This is a genomic window from Saltatorellus ferox (assembly GCA_007751475.1).
GTDB lineage: Bacteria > Planctomycetota > UBA1135 > UBA1135.
Genome location: CP036434.1, coordinates 5124803 through 5144554, shown reverse-complemented (window position 1 = coordinate 5144554; position 19752 = coordinate 5124803). Strand labels below are relative to the sequence as shown.

General features: G+C 68.6%; 15 protein-coding genes. All 15 read left to right on the top strand.

What is annotated here, in order from left to right:
- The first annotated feature begins 12 nt into the window (after positions 1 to 12).
- The 15 genes from der (at position 13) to mraY (ending at position 19751) form a co-directional block, all read left to right on the top strand.
- A complete protein-coding gene (gene der, locus Poly30_RS18390) occupies positions 13 to 1629 on the top strand; it encodes a ribosome biogenesis GTPase Der (RefSeq protein ID WP_419190360.1) in 1617 nt (538 codons plus the stop codon).
- Positions 1626 to 2204, top strand: a complete 579-nt coding sequence (locus tag Poly30_RS18385) for a hypothetical protein (protein WP_145200491.1) — start codon at positions 1626 to 1628, stop codon at positions 2202 to 2204. The genes der and Poly30_RS18385 overlap by 4 nt, the downstream gene beginning before the upstream one ends.
- A gap of 159 nt (positions 2205 to 2363) precedes the next feature.
- Positions 2364 to 3311 (top strand): hypothetical protein, encoded by a 948-nt coding sequence (locus Poly30_RS18380; protein WP_145200489.1) that lies wholly within the window; start codon positions 2364 to 2366, stop codon positions 3309 to 3311.
- Positions 3312 to 3485: 174 nt separating this feature from the next.
- Positions 3486 to 4745, top strand: a complete 1260-nt coding sequence (locus Poly30_RS18375) for a glycosyltransferase family 2 protein (protein ID WP_145200486.1) — start codon at positions 3486 to 3488, stop codon at positions 4743 to 4745.
- 20 nt (positions 4746 to 4765) lie between these two features.
- Positions 4766 to 5881: a glycosyltransferase family 2 protein gene (locus Poly30_RS18370; protein WP_145200483.1), complete on the top strand. Its 1116-nt coding sequence runs from the start codon at positions 4766 to 4768 to the stop codon at positions 5879 to 5881.
- A gap of 40 nt (positions 5882 to 5921) precedes the next feature.
- Positions 5922 to 6458, top strand: coding sequence for an SRPBCC family protein (locus tag Poly30_RS18365; protein WP_145200480.1), 537 nt, complete (start codon positions 5922 to 5924; stop codon positions 6456 to 6458).
- A 19-nt stretch (positions 6459 to 6477) separates the two neighbouring features.
- Entirely contained in the window at positions 6478 to 7929 is a 1452-nt protein-coding gene (locus tag Poly30_RS18360; protein WP_145200477.1) for a glycosyltransferase, read from the top strand.
- A gap of 28 nt (positions 7930 to 7957) precedes the next feature.
- Positions 7958 to 8617 carry a hypothetical protein gene (locus Poly30_RS18355; protein ID WP_145200474.1) on the top strand — a complete coding sequence of 220 codons (660 nt, stop codon included), beginning with the start codon at positions 7958 to 7960 and terminating at the stop codon, positions 8615 to 8617.
- A 1654-nt stretch (positions 8618 to 10271) separates the two neighbouring features.
- A complete protein-coding gene (locus Poly30_RS18350; RefSeq protein ID WP_145200471.1) occupies positions 10272 to 10799 on the top strand; it encodes a division/cell wall cluster transcriptional repressor MraZ in 528 nt (175 codons plus the stop codon).
- Positions 10800 to 10911: 112 nt separating this feature from the next.
- A complete protein-coding gene (gene rsmH, locus Poly30_RS18345) occupies positions 10912 to 11931 on the top strand; it encodes a 16S rRNA (cytosine(1402)-N(4))-methyltransferase RsmH (protein ID WP_419190359.1) in 1020 nt (339 codons plus the stop codon).
- Complete coding sequence (locus Poly30_RS18340) at positions 11909 to 12226, top strand: hypothetical protein (protein WP_145200465.1); 318 nt, start codon at positions 11909 to 11911, stop codon at positions 12224 to 12226. Before rsmH ends, Poly30_RS18340 begins: the two co-directional genes overlap by 23 nt.
- A 352-nt stretch (positions 12227 to 12578) precedes the next feature.
- Positions 12579 to 15251 carry a penicillin-binding transpeptidase domain-containing protein gene (locus Poly30_RS18335; protein ID WP_419190358.1) on the top strand — a complete coding sequence of 891 codons (2673 nt, stop codon included), beginning with the start codon at positions 12579 to 12581 and terminating at the stop codon, positions 15249 to 15251.
- Positions 15251 to 16945 (top strand): UDP-N-acetylmuramoyl-L-alanyl-D-glutamate--2,6-diaminopimelate ligase, encoded by a 1695-nt coding sequence (locus Poly30_RS18330; protein WP_145200459.1) that lies wholly within the window; start codon positions 15251 to 15253, stop codon positions 16943 to 16945. The genes Poly30_RS18335 and Poly30_RS18330 overlap by 1 nt, the downstream gene beginning before the upstream one ends.
- Positions 16942 to 18609, top strand: coding sequence for a UDP-N-acetylmuramoyl-tripeptide--D-alanyl-D-alanine ligase (locus Poly30_RS18325; RefSeq protein WP_145200456.1), 1668 nt, complete (start codon positions 16942 to 16944; stop codon positions 18607 to 18609). The genes Poly30_RS18330 and Poly30_RS18325 overlap by 4 nt, the downstream gene beginning before the upstream one ends.
- Positions 18588 to 19751, top strand: a complete 1164-nt coding sequence (gene mraY / locus Poly30_RS18320) for a phospho-N-acetylmuramoyl-pentapeptide-transferase (RefSeq protein WP_145200453.1) — start codon at positions 18588 to 18590, stop codon at positions 19749 to 19751. Before Poly30_RS18325 ends, mraY begins: the two co-directional genes overlap by 22 nt.
- The last annotated feature ends 1 nt before the right edge of the window (position 19752 follow it).

Here is a 19752-nt window from a genome sequence, read left to right as displayed (position 1 = left end):
CAACCCCTCCCTATGCAAGACCCCACCGATCCCCTCGACCGCAGTGATGCGGACGAGATCGTGCCACTGGACCTCGATTCCGAGCTCAATCCCCCAGACAAACTCGACGGCGAACTCGACGGCGAGCTGGGTGACGACTTCGAAGTCGACCTGGACGGCGAACTCGAGGAAGACTTCGACGTCGAATTCGAGGACGAGCCCGCCGAGGTCTTCGAAGAGGACCGCGAGGAGAAGAAGCGCAGACCCGGAGGCCCGAAGTCCCCTCGCGTCTCCACCGTTCCGTTGCCCCGCGTCGCCCTCGTCGGCCGCCCGAACGTCGGCAAGTCCACGCTTCTGAACCGCCTTTGCGGGAGCCGCGTCGCCATCGTCGAGCCGACGGCAGGCGTGACGCGCGACCGGATCGCGGTCGCGGCCAGGCTTTCCGTCAAGGAAGGCGAGCGCTGGGTCGAGGTGATCGACACCGGTGGACTCGGAATCGTGGATCGCGATGATCTTGGACCGCACGTCGAGGCCCAGGTCGACGTCGCGTTCAAGGGCGCCGACCTCGTGCTGTTCGTCGTGGATGTGCGCGACGGCGTGACGCCGCCGGACCAGATGGTCGCGAACCTTCTGCGCGGCTCGAAGATGCCGGTGCTGCTCGTCGTGAACAAGGCCGAGGGCGGCGGCTTCGACTGGGAGGTCGAGACCTTCCACAAGCTCGGCGTCGGCGGTGACCCGATCGTGATCAGCGCGCAGAACGGCGAGGGGCTCCAGGACCTGCGGCAGCAGATCATCGACCAGCTCCCCGGTGCGCCCGAGGAGAAGCCGGGCGATACCCCGCTCATGAAGATCGCGGTCGTCGGCCGCCGGAACGCCGGCAAGTCGACGCTCGTGAACCAGCTGGCGGGGGAGGACCGGATGATCGTCTCCGAGATCGAAGGCACGACCCGCGACGCGGTCGACGTCGTCTTCGAGCGCGATGGCGAGACGTTCACGGTCATCGATACCGCAGGGGTGCGGAAACGCTCCAAGGTTGAGGATGCGATCGAGTTCTTCGCGGACGCGAGGAGCCTCCGGACGATCCGCCGAGCGGACGTCGTGGTGCTGCTCTTCGACGTGACGCGGCGGCTCTCCTCGATCGAGAAGAACCTCGCGCGCTATGCGATCGACCGGTTCAAGCCGACGATCCTGGCGGCGAACAAGTGGGATCTCGTGGACGGCCAGCAGACGCCGGAGAAGTTTCGCGAGTACCTCGACGCTCAGCTCCCGGGCATGAACTTCGCGCCGATCGTGTTCCTCTCGGCGAAGGAGGGGATCCGGACCCACGAGCTGATCGGCGTCGCCAAGGATCTCTTCGAACAGGCTCACCAGCGCGTTTCGACAGGCGATCTGAACCAGGTGCTGAAGAAGGCGCTGGAAGCCCGCAACCCGAGCTCCAAGGGCTACCGCGTCCGGGTGCGCTACGCGACCCAGGCGGAGGTCGCGCCGCCGACGTTCGTGCTCTTCGTCAACGACAAGAAGCACGTCGGCAAGGACTGGCTCCGCTATCTCACGAATCGTTTCCGCGAGGCGCTTCCTTTCCACGAAGTGCCCCTGCGGATCGTGCTCAAGGACAAGAAGGCCGTCGAAGAGGAGAAGTACTTTTCATGATCCAAACCTGTCTCTCCCGTTCGCTCAGCACCTGCATGCCCCCGCGGGGATGGCTCGTTCTCCTGGTGCTGCTCCTGCCAGGGCTCTCCGGCCTCACCGGCTGCAAGGCGACCACGAATAAGTTTCCCGTGGATCGCACGGTGGACGCCCAGAGCGAGCGCATCCTCTGGGACGCGCTTCGGACGGCCATCTACAAGAGCAAGCATCCGGTGGGCGGAGAGGGCGCGGACCCTTCGTCCCGCGAAATCCGCTCCGGATGGAAGCTGGATCTCGCGCCCTTCAAGAGCAAGGGCTTCCGGACGCGGGTACTCGCCAGCTACGAGCCCAGCCGGGGGGAGCGCAAGGGCATCGCCAACGAAACGGTGGGCGTGGGCCTCGAGGCGTTCGACGTGAACATTCGCGTCGAGAAGGAGACGAACGAGTCCCTGAGCCCGCTCAATCTGGATCGCGCGAAGTGGACGCCCGCGGACGATGACCTGCAGGCTGCCCGCGAGATCATGCAGATGTTCCACGGGCTCCTCGGGACGGCGCGGTTCGAGCTGGAGAAGCCGGATCCGCTGTTCGGCATCGAGTAGCGCTCGCCTGGCAGCCCTGTTCGCTCTCGGGGGGAAAGCCCGCGGTAGCCGCGAAATCGGACGCACTTCCGTCTCACGGCGGGAGTGTGCGAGCAGTTTCCTAGGGCTCTCCGGGGTCTCGCTCGATCGGCGCCTCGCGCCGCGCCGATCCTTGCCTTCGTGAAGGTGTACTGCGCGGAAGACAGGCTGGTGTCGGCCTCTGGAAAGGGGGTCGAAAACTGGTGCGCCCCCTGGACGGCGGCGGCGATTCGGTCGTGCACTGCCGCAAATCTCGCGAGGCGAGGGGCGCTGGTCGAAGACCCCGCAAGCGCGAGTCTCATCCTGGTCGAGGTCACCGATCACCTGGCGCACCTCGCCGCAGAGTCTCTGGTGGCACTGGCGGCCCAGGGAAGGGCGGCCGGCGCCAGGTTGGTCGTGCGAATCCACGGGGCGTGGCGGCACCAGGCGGGCGACTTCGGCGAGACCGAAGAGCCGGACCTCCGGGCGGTCTGGTCGACGGCGGACGCCGTCCTCGTCGCCTCGCGCCATCACCTCGTCCGACTGGCTTGCGGGGGAGGCATCGACGCCGACCGCACGCGTCTGGCTCCGGTGGCGATGGCTGAACCCGACGTGACGTCCGCCGGGTGCCCCGAGCTGGGATCCAGGACTCAGCTCCTGGTGGCGGGTGAGACCCATCGTGCGGCCCTCGCGCCCGTTCTGGAGATGCTTCGGGAGGCGGATCCGAGCAAGGCGACGTTGCAGGTCATCAGCGCTGCCACTCCCTTCCAGAGGGCGCTCGGCACCGCGCGGGCCCTGCTCGTTCCGGCGACGGCGCCGTTCGGCGACCGCGTGCTCGTCGACGCCGCCCTGCGCGCGGGCGTGACGGTCATCGCCTCGGAGGGAGCGGGGGCGCTGGATGGACCGCTGCCCCAGGGCCTCACGGTCGTGGCGGGAAGCGGGTCGAGTGCCAAGTGGCGTGAAGCCCTCGAAGCCGGCCTCACGTCGAGCATTGTCCCGGAAGCGCGCGCTCTCGATGCGATCCTCGAGCGCCAGTACGAGATCCTCACCGCGATCGATGCTCAGGAAGGGGCCCCTGGCGCCCATTTCGAGCGCGAGGCTGCCGCCTGAGGGGGAAAGGGGGGTACCCTTCGACCGCGAACAGCGTCGAACCCCCGAGTCCCCCGCAAGCACCGCTCCGCCTTGACCGCCCCGCGCACAGAATCCACCCCTACCGCGACTGACCGCCTCGTACTGGACCTGCGGTTCAGGGACCTCCCCCCGGCGCAGGAAGGCGGCCACCCCGTGGTTGTCCTGGAAGGCGGCGACGGCGAGTCTGGCGACGCCGAGTCTCTCGAGTCGTGGGGCTACGCGGCGGGCGCGCTCGGACGCTCCCACGGGCTGATCGAGCGGATCGGCGAGCGGATCGAATCCGATTCGATCCGCGAGATCGTCCTGCCGGCGATCGACGACGAGGAGCTGAGCGCCGCGGGTGACCGCCTGGCTCTCATCGCCGCCGCCGTTTCCGCGGCCAGCGTCCATGACGTGATCGTCCGGATCGGCGAAGAAGACCCGATGGACTCCGGCGAGGCGTACCGGTGGCTGCGCCATCGTCTGCGCACCGAAGGGCCCGGGCGAGGCGATTCGCGAACGGTGACCGCGGTCATCTCGGCCTGGAACAAGTACAAGGACGTGCGCGCGAACCTGCTCGGAATCCGCGCCCAGGTCCGGCCGTTCGACGACGTGGTGGTGGTCGACAACCACTCCAGCGACGGGACGGCGCAGATGATCCGGGCGGACTTCCCCGAGGTGCGGCTCGTGGTGATGCCGAACAGCGCCTACGGCGCGTGCGAGACCTTCAACGTCGGCTTCTCGACGGCCTTGACCGAGTACATCGCGATCCTCGATGACGACGTCGTGCTGACGCCGTGGTGGCTGGATCGCTCGCTCGTCCGGATGGGGCAGGAGCCCGAGACCACGGCGGTGGTCTCCACCAAGGTCGTCGAGCCGGGCATGCCCGATAGCTACCGTGACTCGGAGGCCGTGAACGCGGAGCGCTACATGAGCACCTTCCGCGGCTGCGCGAGCCTCGCGAAGAAGAAGGCGATCGACGAGGCCGGCGGCTACGACGAGCGGCTCTTCATCTACGGGAACGAGCGGGACCTGACCTGTCGGCTCCTGAATCTCGGCTACCGCGTGCTTCAGTTCTCGGGGGCGGAGACCTGGCACCGCACGCCTTTCGGCGTCCAGATGGGCAAGCGCAGCCTCTACTTCCACGCGCGCAACGCCTTCCTCGGGATGATCAAGTACGCGCCGCTCAAGGACCTGGTGCGACTTCCGTTCCTGGCCGTCACCAAGGTGCTTTTCCGCGGGCGGGAGTCCGAGGAGTCGGGCACGGTCACGGACGCGGTCGGAACCATCGGGATCGGGAAGTCCGTGCGTGAAACGAAGGGGTCGTGGTGGATCCTGACGAAGGCGGCGGCGAGCGTCGTCTACAACCTCCCTTACTGTCTGAAGCGGCGCGAGCCGGTGAAGGCCCCAGACTTCGAGCTTCCGCTCCAGTAGCGCACCCGCTGCACATCGACATGACCGGACAGCTCGTATCCATCGAGAAGGAGCTCAGCTCCAAGGGCCCATCGGGCCTCGGGCGCATCTCCGCCGTCGTGGTGAACTACCAGGGCGAAGCGTACCTCGAGGCCTGCATCCGCTCGATCCAGGCCCAGGAGATCGCCGTCGACGAGATCATCGTCGTCGAGAACGCGAGCACCGACGGCAGCCTCAACCTCCTGAACACCAGCTTCCGTGACGTCACGGTCGTGCGGATGAAGACGAACCTCGGCGCCTGCACGGCGCGGAACGTCGGCATGCGCGCGGCCAAGCATCGCTGGGTGCTGCTCGTCGACAACGACGTGGTGATGGAGCCTGGCGTGCTCGGCAGGCTCTGCGAGGCGATCTGCGAGAACGAGGGCGCCGTGATGGCTCAGCCGCGGAGCGTCTTCAAGGACGACGTAGCGCGCATCCACTACGACGGCGGCGATTTTCACTACGCGGGGCTCATCAGCCTGCACAACTTCGGCCAGCCGCGCGTGGACGCGCCGGGTCAGCCGACGGAGGATATCGACGTCGCGATCAGCCTGTGCCTCTTGCTGGACAAGAAGGAGATCATCGACGCGGGCGCGTTCGACGAATCGTTCTTCATCCTCTTCGAGGACCTCGACCTGTCGCACCGCCTGCGTCTCGCGGGCAAGAAGATCCTGAAGGTCAATGACGCCGTGGTGCTGCACGACGCGGGCACGGCGGGCATCAGCTTCCGCAAGGACGCGGGCTACCCCGGGCGCCGCGTGTTCTTCCACTCGCGCAACCGCTGGCTCTACATGACGAAGTGCTTCCGGCTCTGGACGCTCATCGTCGCCGGCCCCGGGATCCTGGTCTACGAGGCCGCGTGGATCCTGTTCTCGCTGAAGGGCGGGCACCTCGGTTCCTGGTGGCGCGGAAAGGTCGCGTTTCTGAAGCTTTTCCGCGAGGCGCTGCGGAAGCGGCGCACGGTGCAGAAGCGCCGGGTGGTGGGGGATCGCGATCTTCTGGTGGGCGGGCCGCTCACGCTCAGCCCGAACCTCGCCTCCGGCGGCGGGACCGCCGCGCGTCTTCTCGACGGTGTGCTCAGGGGCTGGTGGGCGATCTGCCGCTGGCTCGTGGTCTGAATCTCCTCTTCGCCCTTCCCTTCTCCAGCTCTCTCCTCCCATGAACAAGATCATCGGCGTGATCCTGACCCTGGTCATCGCTTTCGGTTTCCTCGTCCCCCAGCTCTTCCTCTCCAAGTCGTTCGCCATGGATCGCGGCACGGTGATCGCCGCGCCGGTGGAGGTGGTTCACGCCACCGTGGCGGACTTCGCGACCTGGAAGGACTGGACGGTCTGGAACAAGGAGGCGGATCCGACGCTCCAGTACACCTACACCGGCGAGCCAAACACGGTGGGGCACTCCATGGCCTGGACCGCCGAGAAGCTCGGCAACGGCAAGCTGACCTTCACGAGCATCGAGCCCGGACGCATCGCCTACGACATGGAGTTCGACGGTCAGGACCCTGCCCAGGGCGCGATGGTCATGGAGCCCGCGATCGGCGCGGAGGGCAGCACCGCCGCCCGCTGGGAGTTCTCGGGCACGATGGAAGGGATGCCGTACAAGCGCTACTTCGGGCTCTTCATGGACAAGATGATCGGCCCCGACTTCGAGAAGGGCCTCGCGGGCCTCAAGGCGCTCGTCGAGTCGAAGAAGTAGCGCGTCCCCTCCGTCGCCGTTGCGCATTCTCTACGTCACCCATCTCTACCCGCCGGAGTTCACCGCGGGGGTGGAGGTGTTTGCCCAGACGACGGCGGAGCTCCTGCAGGGCGCAGGCCACGTGGTTCGCGTGATCACGACGCGCAAGGACATCGCGCGCCGTGACCTTTCGACCCGTGAGATCGGGGCGGGGGAAGGCGAGGGCGTCACCGTCATGGAGATGGTGAACAACCTCTTCGCGACCGAGTTCGAGGAGACGTATCGCCAGCCCGAAATCGACGCGATCGTCGGAGCGGAACTCGATGCCTGGAAGCCGGACGTGGTGCACGTGCATCACCTTCTGTACCTGTCTTCGGGCATTCTGGAGGTGTGTCAGCAGCGGGGGATTCCGGTCGTGATGACGCTGCACGATTTCTGGTTGGGCTGCGCGAGGTTCGGCCAGCTCGTTCACGCGAACGGGTCGCGCTGCGTGACGGTGGACCCCGTGCGCTGCGGGACGTGCCTGCCATCGCTGAACTGGCGCCAGTCGAATGCGGCGAGGCGGCTGGCGAAGGCGGTGAGCGCGGTGGCAGAGACGGCGGGGATCGATCTGAAGGCGCCGCTCATCATGGCGCGGCGCTTCAAGGATGCGCGGAGTGCGGAGGGCGTGGCGGGGAGCGAGGGGCCCGAATGGTCGCCGCCGTCGGAGTCCGTCGCCGGGGAGTTCGAAAGCCATGCGCGGCAAAGGCTCGCGTACCTCACCGAGCTGGTGAATCGTACGGTCGACAGGATCGTGCTGCCCGCAGCGTTCATGCGACCCTGGTTCGCGAACCTCGGGCTGGACGCCACGAAGATGGTCGTGGAGACGACGGGCGTGGACTGGGAGGGCGCGACGTCGGTTCCGCGCGTGGTACGTCGGATGGGAGATCCCGTGCGGTTCCTGTTCCTCGGTTCCCTCGTCGCCCACAAGGGCGCGCATGTCCTCCTTCAGGCGTGGTCGCACCTTTCGGGTTCCGAGCGTGCGTCTGCCCGCCTGCGAATCTGCGGGCCGGATCAGCATCAGCCCGCGTACGTATCGGCGCTTCGCTCGAGGGCAGCGGCGCTGGACCTCGCGATCGAGGGCCAGCTGAGCCGCGAGGAGGTGCGTCAGGCGATGGCCGAGACGGACGTCCTGGTGGTGCCGAGTCTCTGGCTGGAGATCCGGCCGCTGGTGATGCTGGAGGCGTACGCGGCGGGCGCGCGGGTGATCGCCACCGACCTGGGGGGGATGCGCGAGGCGATCGATGATGGTCTGCCGGGGCGTGTCGTGCCCGAGGGAGACGCCACCGAGCTCGCTCACGCGCTCCGCGAGGAGCTCCGCCTGCACCTTGCGGAAGAGATCGACCCGGCGCCCGAAAGGAAGCCCTCGAGCCTGTTCCGGGGCTGGCCCGAAGTGGCCGCCAGTCTGGAGGCTCTCTATCAGAATCTCGTCAGCGGGAAAGGTGATTCGTGATGCCGCGGCGACTCGCTAGGCTTTGAGGATGGCCACGACCTGGACAATCTCTCGCCGCCAAGGCGTCTGCGCGAAGACCGGGCATGAGTTCGGGGACGGCGAGCGTCACGTCTCGATGCTCCTGGTCCAGGGCAGTGCTCTCGAGAGGATGGACGTGTCGATGGCGGCCTGGCGCGAGATGCATGCGCGCATGGAAGCGAAGGACCCCGAGGCCGACGAGCCACTCTTCTGGTGGATGACCCGGCACGAGGTCACGAAGCGGAAAACGGTGCAGCTCGACATGGAGTCTCTCTCGCAGCTCTTCGTGCAGCTGGAGGGTCGAGAAGAGATCCAGGTCCGGGAACTCCGCTACGTCCTCTGCCTGCTCCTGATGCGAAAGCGCAGGGTCAAGGTCGAGAAGGTCCTGCGTGAGAACGGGGAGGAGTCTTTCCTCGTCAAGCGCCCTAAAGAGGACCAGCGTTACAAGGTTTACGTCTACGACTTCGAGCCCGAGCGCCTCGATGAGGTCCGCGCTCAGCTCCAGGCCATCTTCGACGGGGCGGAAGGCCCGGCGGGCATCCGCCTCTCGGACGGTGAGGAGTCGGATGAGGCAGCTTCTTCGGTCGAGGGTACTTCCGCTGACGAAACCTCCAGCGACGACACTCCCGAAGACACTCCCGACGAAGACTCTCTCGACGAAGAGGAGTAAGCCCGTTGTCCCGGGCCAGTCACCAAGGCCCAAAGTCGTCCCACGCGTCCGCAGGACGCCCGGGCCCCGCTCGGCCCCCGCAGGGGGCTGAGCCGCCCGCGCGAGGCTCGCCCTCGCGGCCCGTGCGGCGAGCACGCCCGCCCGGCGAGGGCGCCTGCGCGGCGAGCGCGCCCGTCCGGCGAGGACGCCTGCGCGGCGAGCGGCAAGCGATGCAATCGCTATTTCGCCGTCAGGCGAAATGCCAGAGATACTGCGCGCTGTCACAGCGACAGGACGGCCCGGCTCCACTTGCCTTGGTCGCAGTCCTGCCCGCTGGAGGTCTCCCGACACGGACTACCTGCCGTTCGCGCGCAGCGTCGAACGCGTGGGCTGAGGCTTCCCGCTGGCGGCTTGTGGGCTGCCCGCTAGCGGCTGCCCCAGCAGGTCTCCCGGTAAAGACTGCCTGCCGTTCGCGCGAAGCGTCGAACGCGTGGGCTGAGGCTTCCCGGTAGCGGCTGGTGGGCTGCCCGCTGGAGCGCTCGCCCGCATGGGCGAGCTGGGCAGATGTCGGGCTTGTCTCTCAGACCTCAGACCTCAGACCTCAGACCTCAGACCTCAGACCTCAGACCTCAGACCTCAGACCTCAGACCTCAGACCTCAGACCTCAGACCCGCCAAGCTCGCCCTGACGGGCGAGCGCTCCAGCGGGTAGCCCACCAGCCGCTACCGGGAACCCTCAGCCCACGCGTTCGACGCTTCGCGCGAACGGCAGGCAGCCCGTACCGGGAGACCTGTATCGGGAGCCCTGCTGGGGCGTCGGTCAGCGGGCAACCCACCAGCCGCTACCGGGAACCCTCAGCCCAGGCGTTCGGCGCTTCGCGCGAACGGCAGGCAGCCCATACCGGGAGACCTGTATCGGGAGCCCTGCTGGGGCGTCGGTCAGCGGGCAACCCACAAGCCGTTACCGGGAACCCTCAGCCCACGCGTTCGGCGCTTCGCGCGAACGGCAGGCAGCCGATGTCGGGAAGTCAGCGGCGGAAGGGTCTCCTGCCAATGCAAGTGGAGCCGGGCCGCCCTATCGCCGTAGCAGCGCGCAGTATCTCTGGCATTTCGCCTGACGGCGAAATAGCGATTGCATCGCGTGGCGCTCGCCGCGCAGGCGTCCTCGCCGGACGGGCGCCCTCGCCGGGCGGGCGTGCTCGCCGCACGGGCCGCGAGGGCGAGCCTCGCGCGGGCGGCTCAGCCCCCTGCGGGGGCCGAGCGGGGCCCGGGCGTCCTGCGGACGCGCAGATCACCATGGGCTCCCGCCGGAAGGGAGGTTGTCTCGGGTCGGTGGGGGCAGACCAGCCGATGGCGGCCCAGGGCACCCCAACCCAATCGCGGCTGGTCCAGAAACCCACCCCCGTCAGTCCCGCCGCCGAAGATTCCGGGACCACGACCCAGGGCGCCGTTCACCGCCCGCAGCCCGACGGGGCACAACATCTTGCGTTGGTGGGGCTTTAGGTCGGCTTTATATACCCTCTGTGGTAGCTGCGGCTGTTTGGGGTAACCCCCTGGCACGAAACAACTTAGGGATTTCGGGCCAGCTCTATTGCGGGGGCTTTCGGGGCACGGCACTCTAGGCAAGTGGCGCAAAAAGGCAGGCAAAGGCAAGGGGAGGCACTTCTACCCAAGCCATGAGTTCCCTGTCCAGCCGCTTCCTCGGCGCTTCCGAGCACCCCGTCGACCCCAAAGGCCGTATGTCCATCGCCAAACGATTCCAGAACGCGCTCGATCGCGACGAAGAGGGCCGCCTTGGCGGAGTTCTCTGCGTCGAGCGTCGCCAGGACGCTCGGTGCCTCTGGGTCTTCAACGGCGCGGGTTTCGACCGGGAGATGGAGAAATTCGACCGGGGAGCCCTCGACCTCGAGGAGGACCCGGACGCCGACCACGGCGAGCAGCGCGACTTCTTCGAGTTCACCGCCCCGTTCACGCTGGACAACTCGGGTCGACTCGTGATCCCGCAGAACTTCCGCGAGGTCGTCGGCATCGACGACCGCGCCATGGCGGTCGGCATGAACTCGCGCATCGAGATCTGGGGCCTCAAGCAGTGGGAAAACCGGCCGCGCGGCCAGCGCTCGCCCGGCGCCCCCAAGACCACGTCCTCCAGCGCTGCGCAGCAGTCGGGTGACGCCTCCTCCGCCAGCGAGGACTCAGCCTCCTGAGGCCGCTGGCATGAATTCCTTTTCCTCACCATCGCCTGGCCTGTCGGGCCACGAGGTGGGCGCCCTTCCAGGTGCCTTCCCGACCTCGTTCCGACTCAGTGTCCACTCCCACATGACTGATCCGACTGGCGATGGTCCCGTGCATGTCCCCGTTCTGGCCGAAGAGGTCGCGCGTCTGCTGGGGGGTGGACGCAGCGAAGAATCCCTCGACGGACTTCTGGTGGACTGCACTTTGGGTGCCGGGGGGCACTCAAATCTCCTGCTCGGGCGCTTCCCGTGCCTACGCCTCCTTGGGATTGATCAGGACCCCGAGATCCTGTCAATCGCCCGGGGGCGCCTCGAGCCCTTTCACGACCGCGTTCGCATCGAGCACGCGAGGATGTCCGAAGTGACCGACATTCTCCAGAGCCTCGATGAGACGCCGATCGCTTTCCTGATGGACGTGGGCGCCAGCTCGCTCCAGCTGGACCGTCCCGAGCGCGGCTTCTCCTTCACCTGGGACGGCCCGCTCGACATGCGCATGGACCCGCGGCGCGAGCGCACCGCGGCCGACATCGTCAATCACTGGGACGAGAGCGACCTCGCGGACCTCTTCTTCCACGAAGGAGGCGAGCGCGGCGCCCGCAAGGTCGCCCGCGCCATCGTCCAGGCCCGCCGCCGCACCCCGTTCAAGCGGACCCGAGCCCTCAGCGAGACCGTCGCCATCTCGCTCGGCAAACCCGTCCGCTCACCCCGCGCTGACGCTCCCCAGCACCGGCCCGGCGGCAAGAAACCCTCCATTCACCCCGCCACCCGCGTCTTCCAGGCCCTCCGTCGGGCGGTCAACGAGGAAGCCGAGGAGCTGGAGGCCGGCCTCCTGGCCGCCGAGGAAACTCTCTCAGCGGACGGCCGACTCCTGGCCATCTCCTTCCACAGCGGCGAGGACGGCGTCGTCAAGCGCTTCCTCGCCGACGGAGCCCAGGCCGGAAAGTGGGCCATCGAGACCCGCCGGCCCGTCGAAGCCACCCACGAGGAGGTTCGCTCGAACCCCCGGTCCCGTTCCGCCAAGCTGCGAGTGGCGCGGCGCCTCGCACTCGACGTCCAGGATGCCCCCCCAGGAGGGACGCTAGATGAACGATCTGAACGATCCTGATGGAGACTGGGAAGAGTCCGAGGGCGTACCGTCCGATCGACGCTCCCTGATGCTGATCCGGAACACGCTGGGCCTGTCGTTCTCGGTCTTTGCGTTCGCGATTGCCACCCGGGCCGTTCAGGTCCAGGTCGCCAACTACGAGCTCGCTGCCGAGCTCGATCGGCTCGAAGTCGAGTCCGAATGGAACGCGCGCCGCTGCAGCGGCCTGATCTCCGAGCTAGAACGATTTGAATTCGACCTCGAAGCACAACACACTCGTGGGACCAGCGAGGAGCGGCAACGCCCGGACTGGTAGTCGAGTTCGAAGTCTCGCCGGGACCGCACACCCGGCAAGATCAGAATCCGACGAGAACCCGCGAGCTGAAGAGCGGGAGTCGTGAGGGAAGGGAAGGCCGCGCGTCGCACAGCGTGGGGCCCGACCGTCGAGAGGGGGAGTGCTGGCCATCCGGCCGGTGCCGACGACGTTGGGGGTGGGGCGTTCTCGCACAGGAACGCCCCGCCCGGAGGAGCCCTTGGAGGAGGGATTCACGGAGAAGACAATGGGGGGGCGCAACGCACGCGAAGCGAAGGAAACCGGGATCCCGTTCGAACGGGCATCGGCCGCATCTCCTGTCGCGGCATCCGGGCTTCGTCCCGTCGCTGTCTTCGTGGGCATCGCCACGATATTTGCGGCGGTCGCGGTTCGTTCCATCTACATCCAGTCCTTCGCCCACGGGCGCCAGCCGGACGCACTCCGTGAGGACGAGTCGCCGACGGCAGGATTCAGCGTCATCGATCGAACGGGGAGGCCGCTGGCGACCAGCGTCGAATGCTTCGACGTGACGGTCTCGCCCCAGGCGCTCTGGCGTTCGCACACGCCGCGGCGCATGTGCGAGGCCATCGCGGAGATCCTCGACGGCGTTCACGTCTCCAGCGGACCGTCGGAATCTCAGCCGTGGCAATGGCTGGACGTGCTCGACCGCACCATGCCGCGCTCTCTCATGCGCGGCATGCTGCCCGGTCGCGTCGTTCCCGAGGATCCGCGCTTCTTGCTCTTCGGCGAGGCCGACCTCGACGCCGTCCGTACCTGGCTCGATACGGGCACCGTTTCGATCGACGAGACAGCGTCGCTCCCTCCCTCGATCGAAGCGACCTTCGCGGAACGCTCCGCCAGGGGGCCGATCCGCGGCCTCATGCTCGTGCCTCTTCTCCCCACCGAGGAGGAGCAGCGCGCCGAAGCACCGCGGCGCTGGACCCTCGCGCTCGATCCCGTGGAGTGCTTCAGCGTCCAGACGCGGACGGAGCAGCTCGGCGAGATCCGGCGCAAGAACGGCGACAGGGTGGCCCCGCCGCCCGAGCGCTGGACGACGCGCCTCCTCGACGATCTCGTCGCCCTCATCGGACCCGATCGCGTGCTCGATCGCTTCGCGCCGGCGCGCCGCCTCGAGGTCGCCCGGCTGCAGCCGATCGAACGCCGCCTCGCTCTCCGCGACGCGCTCTGGGCCGAGCTTCTGCCCGCTCGATTCCGCGTCCTCGCGCGCGGTATCGATCCGGTCCGTGCCCACGATCTGCGTGAACTCATGCAGGCGGAAGCGGTGTCGCGGTATCAGCTTCAGCTGATCCCGCGCCTCGAGCGGAGGCACCCCACGCGCCCCGGCGCGCGTCCTGTGGCACCGGACCCGCGCGCAGGCCTCGAGCGTGAGGAGGATGCGTTCGCGCTCCTCGGCCACTGGGGCGTGCTCGACGAGAAGCGCGCGACGTTCCGCGCCCTGCGCGATCGCGAGCAGCGCCCGCACGTGCTGCCGTGGGAGGAGGCCCAGGACCCCTTCGAGGCGTACCGCCAGTCTCTCGTGGTGGAAACGCGCCCGTGGAGCGGCGTCGAGCTTCTCTGCCAGACCGAGCTGGAGAACGGCCCCTGGGCCGCGGATTCGGCGCGCGCCCACGCCGTCGAGGGCCGCCGCTACACGCGCCGGCTGCGCCACGTCGCCCGCGATCGTCGTCCCGCCTGGAAAGAAGGCGTGCCCAACTACTTCGAGGGCGCCGCCGACGGCGGTCTCGCTCCCGTGATCGAGGTCACGCTCGACGCTCACCTCCAGGAGACGCTGCACCGCGAACTCGGCGACCTGATGGAGAGCCAGAGGCCTGCGCTCGCCATGGGGATCGCGGTCGACATCCAGACCGGCGACGTCCTCGCGCTCGACTCGGCCTCGCTCTACCCGTACTCCGGCTTCGCCCCCGTGCGCCACGTGTTCACGCCGGGCTCCACGTTCAAGGCCATCATCATGGCGCTCGCGCTGGACGCGGGAGTGACCACGCCCACGGACGAGTACGACACCTACGCCGGCTCCGGCCTCACGATCGGACGTCGCTCGATCGGTGAAGCCGAAGGGGCGCCGACCGAGCCGCGGATCACCGCCGCCGAGGGGCTCGCGTTCTCCTGCAACGCCGTGCTGGTGCAGATCGCGCTCAAGATGGACGCCGCGTTCCTGAGGGAGCGACTCCTGTCCCTGGGCTACGCGCAGGCCCCGGGCGCCGGCCTCGGTCCGGAACTTCCGGGCACGCTGCCGCCGCTCGTCAAGGGGACGTGGAACCGGACCTACGCCCACGCGTCGGTCGCTTTTGGCCACGAGGTCGGTGTGACGCTCTGGCAGCATGCAGAAGCCCTCGCCACGCTCCTCCGCGGGGGCGTTTCGCGCCCGTTGCGCCTCCTGCGCTCCATGGAGCGCGACGGCGAGATCTACGATCTCGATCTCGAATCCGGCGAGCGCGTCTTCTCGGAGTCGACGTGCCGCACCGTCCGCGAGATGATGGCGATGGGGGCCAACATCGGCACCGGCCGCCACATCGCGGCCGCGTCGATGCATCCTGAGTTCGACTGGATCGGGACCAAGACCGGTACGACGGAGAAGGTCGGCACCGAGCTTTGTGTTCACCTCGAGCTGGAGGCGCTCGCCAAGGCTTCCGCCGAGGAGACCGCCTGGACCAGCGAGCTTCGCGCCCGACTCCGCGAACTCCCGAAGCCCCACCGCAAGTCCACCTGCTACACGTCGTCGATCTGCGCTGCGGGCAGCGCCATGGTCGATGGTGAGCGACGCGAGATCATGGTGCTCATCGTCGCGGACGACGCCATGGGCAAGGAGCGCTTCGGCAGCCGGGTCACGGGACCCACCGCGATCGCCGTTCTGCGGCAGGCGTTCGGCTTCGATCGTGAGGCGCCGCCCGCGGACGCTCCGGAGTCACTGGACGACGACGTCGAGGTCGTGATCATTCCGGAGTTCCGCGCGGACTGGCTCAAGAACGACCTTCCGTGGGCGGATGTGCCAGGAGAGGAGGAACGCTGATGCTCGCGGATACCTCTATTTTCGGCAGCGCGCCGCAGGGCCCCTCGTTCGCAGACCTCGTCGAGGCCCACGGGGGCCTCGTGCTGGCGCGCTCGGCGCGCGGCCACGACGTGACGGTGGCGGCGAACGATCCGCGCCTCCAGGCTCGACCCGGCGACGTTCACATCCACTCGGGTTCGGTCCACTCCGGTGATCTCTTCGCGGCGCTTCCGGGCCTTCGCGCCGACGGCGTACGCTTCGTGCCGGACGCCGTGTCCCGCGGAGCCGGTCTGGTCCTCCTGCCCGCGCATCGCTCCGTGGACGTGCTCCGGCGCAGCATCGCATCCGCGCCGCGGGCGTTGAACCGGCCATCCGCGTCCGGGTCCGCAGCCCCTCTGCTCTGGGTCCATCCCCGCGCCGCCGAGATCCTCGGGGACGTCGCGGCCCACGTGCATGGCCGCCCGGCGAACTCGCTGCGGCTGGCGGGCGTCACCGGGACCAACGGCAAGACGTCGGTCTGCCACCTCGCGTCCCAGCTTCTTCAGGCGGCCGGGAAGGCCCCCGCGATCCTCGGAACCGCAGGCCACACGCTGCGCGGCACGTCCGGGCCGCTCCACCTGGAGGCCTCGCACACGACGCCCGACGCCACCGCGATCCAGCGCCTGCTCGCCCGCCATCTGCGAGGAGGCGGCGACTGCGCGGTGATGGAAGCGAGCTCCCACGCCCTCGTCCAGGGACGCCTCGCGGGCATGCGCCTCCAGGTCGGCGCCTTCACGAACCTGACCCGCGAGCACCTCGACTACCACGGCACGATGGAGCGCTACGCCGAAGCGAAGGCGCGGCTCTGGGACCGTGTCGCCGCCGATGGGCACGCCGTGATCTTCGGCACGGGCCCCGCGAGCGAGGACATGGCGCAGCGCGCCGTGGACCGCGGGCTCCGCGTGATACGCGTGGCGGTCGAGGCGGAGGGGGATCTCGTCGCCCGCGGCCTGCAGCTCGACGAGCGCGGCGCTCGCTTCACGCTCTCCGGCATGGGCTTCGGGGACGCGGAGATCGTTCTCCCGCTCCGTGGTGCGCACAACGTCGAGAACGCGCTCGTGTCGACGGCGATCGCGCGCTGCTTCGGCGCCGGGGCCGAGGATCTCGTGGCGGGACTGGGCGCGCTGAGTGCCGCACCGGGAAGACTCGAAGCCGTTCCGCTGCCGAAAGGTGGTTTCGACGTGCTCGTGGACTACGCGCATAGCCCCGACGCCCTCGAGCGGGTGCTCGTCGCGCTGCGCGCGGACATGCGCGGTCGCGCCAGCGGGAAGACCAGCGGGAGAACCAGCGAGAAAACCGGCGAAGGCCGCCTCATCTGCGTCTTCGGCTGTGGCGGTGACCGTGATCGGGGCAAGCGCGGCCCCATGGGGCGGGCCGTCGGCGAGCTCAGCGACGTCGCCATCATCACCAGCGACAACCCGCGCGGCGAGCGTCCCGAGGACATCGCCGAAGCCGTCATCGCGGGCGTGGACGAGGTCGGCGGACGTCGAATCGTCGAACTCGATCGCGCGCGCGCCATCGAGCGAGCGCTCGGCATCGCGAGGCCCGGTGACGTCGTGCTCATCGCGGGCAAGGGCCATGAGAACACCCAGGTGATCGGGGGCCGCAGCCTGCCCTTCGACGACCGAGTGGTCGCGTCGGAAGCGTTCGCGCGGATGATGGAGGTGGCACGATGATCGAGTTCAGCCTCGCCGAGATCTTCCAGGCGTCGAAGGTGACCTGGCAGTCGTCCGTCGCCCGCCCCGAGGTGCTCGCCCGCGGCGTCACCGACGTATCGACGGACACGCGGGAGCTGCGCCCCGGCAGCCTGTTCATCGGACTGCCCGGACCGCGCTTCAACGGCGCCGACTTCGCGCGCGCCGCACTGGACGCGGGCGCGTCCGCGGTGCTCGTCGAAGCGGCCGAGCCCCGCGTACGCGCCGAGCTGGAGCGACTCAGCGAGGAGTTCGTCGCTCCGGTCGCCGTCTGCCCCGACGCGCGCGCGGCGCTGGCGGCCGCCGGGCGAATCGTACGCGCGTCCCTGGCCGGTCGGACCCTCGGTATCACGGGCTCCTGCGGCAAGACCTCTACGAAGGCGATCGTCGCCCACATGCTGCGCGCGGGCGTCCAGGACGCCGATCGTCAAGACGCGACGGTGGTGGCCAGTCCGAAGAGCTTCAACAACTACGTGGGCGTGCCCCGCACGCTCTTGCTCTGTGACCGCGAGACGCGCTTCGCCGTGCTGGAGATCGGCACGAATGCCCCCGGTGAGATCGCCGATCTCGCGGACATCGCGCGTCCTGACGTCGCGCTCATCACGATCATCGGACGCGCTCACCTGGAGCGACTCGGCTCGCTCGAGGGCGTGGCCAGGGAAAAGGGCGCGCTCCTGGAAGCGCTCGATCCGGCCCGGGAGGGCTCGGCCGCGGTCCTGAACGACGATTGTCCGATGACCCCGGCGCTTCGCCAGCGCGTTCCCGCAGGAGTCCCGATCCTCACCTTCGGTTGCGGCACGGACAGCAGCGGGAACAAGGGACCACATTCGGCGCGGGCCAGCGTCCACGCGGACGGCGTGCGCGCGACCGCGCGCGGCACCGAGTTCGAACTCTTCATCGATCCCGCGCTGACCCCCGGGCGCTTCATCAGCGGCCGGCACGTGGTCATTCCGCTTCTCGGAGCCCACGCGGCCTCCAACGTGACGGCCTCGCTCGCCGCTGTCCTTGCCCTCGGCGGCGACCTCGAGGCCGCGCTCGATTCGATCGGAACGCTCGTCGCGGAGCCGCACCGGCTGCAGCCGACGCTGGCCGGTGGTGTGCTCGTCATCGACGACGCCTACAACGCCAACCCCGAGTCGATGGGGGCGGCGTTCCGCACGCTGATGGCCGTCGAACGGGGCCTCGCTCCCGCCGCGTCCGGCGCCGGCGTCATGCACCGGGCTCCGGAGCGCGTGCTCGTGCTCGGGGCGATGGGGGAGATGGGAGAGGCGCGGGAAGCGCTGCACCGCGAGGTCGGCGGCCTCGCGGGCGCATGCGGCATCGACAGGCTCTACCTGACCGGCGACAGGGGCGATCGCGAGGCGCTGGAGGCCTATCGTGAAGGCGCGCTGGCCGCAGGCCTGCCCTCGGAACGAATCCGGCTGGATCTCTTCCTGAAGAGCACCGTGGAGGCGCTCACCGCCGCGGGCTCCGGCCTCGCGAGCGGCGATATCTGTCTCGTGAAGGCCAGCCGGGCCGCCGGCCTGGATCGGATCGCCGAGGCCGTCGCCCGACACTTCAGCCAGGACGCCCTCGTCCCTGAGCTCTCGCCCCCGGTGACCTCGCGCCGCCGGAACTCGGATGGATGTTCGGGGGCACGCGCGTGATCGCTGACCTCCTTCGGAACCTCTTCGAGTACGCCGCGCTGGACTCCCTGTCCTTCCGCGCGGCGATGGCCGCGTTCACGGCGTTCGCGCTCGCGATCGTGCTCGGCGCGCCCGTGATCCGCTGGCTGCGGAACCACCGCGTCGGTGAGAACACCGATAAGACGGACGCACCCGAACTGGCGCAGCTGGCCAGGGAAGCGGGCAAGGACAAGACGCCCACGATGGGCGGCAGTTTCTTGATCGGGTCGCTCATGACGAGCGTCGTCTTCTGGTGCGACCTGGGCAACGTCCAGGTGGTCCTCGCGCTGATTCTGCTGGCAGGACTCGGCGCCGTCGGCTTCGTCGACGACTACCTCAAGCTGACCGTGGCGGGCTCCAGCGGCCTCTCCGCGCGCGCGAAGCTCGTCGGGCAGACGATCGCGGTCCTCTTCGTCGTTGGCGGGTTCGCCTGGTACGCGCACGCGTCCGGGCGGTTCTCCTTGCTCGACGTGTACCCGCCGTTCCTCAAGGACTTCCGGCTGCCTCTCGGCGACACGCTCCTCGGGACCGCGGCCTTCGTGGCCTTCGGCTGGCTCGTGATCGCGGGGACGTCGAACGCGACCAACATCACCGACGGAATGGACGGGCTGCTCGCGGGCTGCGTGATCCTCTCGGGCTCGGCGCTGGCGATCTTCTGCTACGTCACGGGGCGCTCCGACTGGTCGTTCTATCTGGAGGTTCCGTACATCCCCGAAGCGGCCGAAATGGCCGTCGTGGGGGCCGCGCTCGTCGGTTCGTGCCTTGGTTTCCTCTGGTACAACTCGCACCCGGCCGAGGTTTTCATGGGGGACTCCGGGTCGCTGCCGATCGGGGGACTGCTCGCCTGGATGGCGGTCGTGGCCAAGCAGGAGCTGGTGCTGCCGCTCCTCGGGTTCGTCTTCTTCGCGGAACTCGGCTCCAGCGCGCTCCAGACGTTCTGGTACCGCCGCAGCGGAGGCAAGCGCATCTTCACGATGGCGCCCATCCATCACGGGCTCCAGACGAAGGGCGGGATCTTCCGGCCCGGGAAGCGCCCTTGGCCCGAGACCAAGATCGTCACCCGCGCGTACATCGTGGCCGCCGTCTGCGCGATGGCGAGCCTGGCTCTCTTGAAGGTGCGCTAGC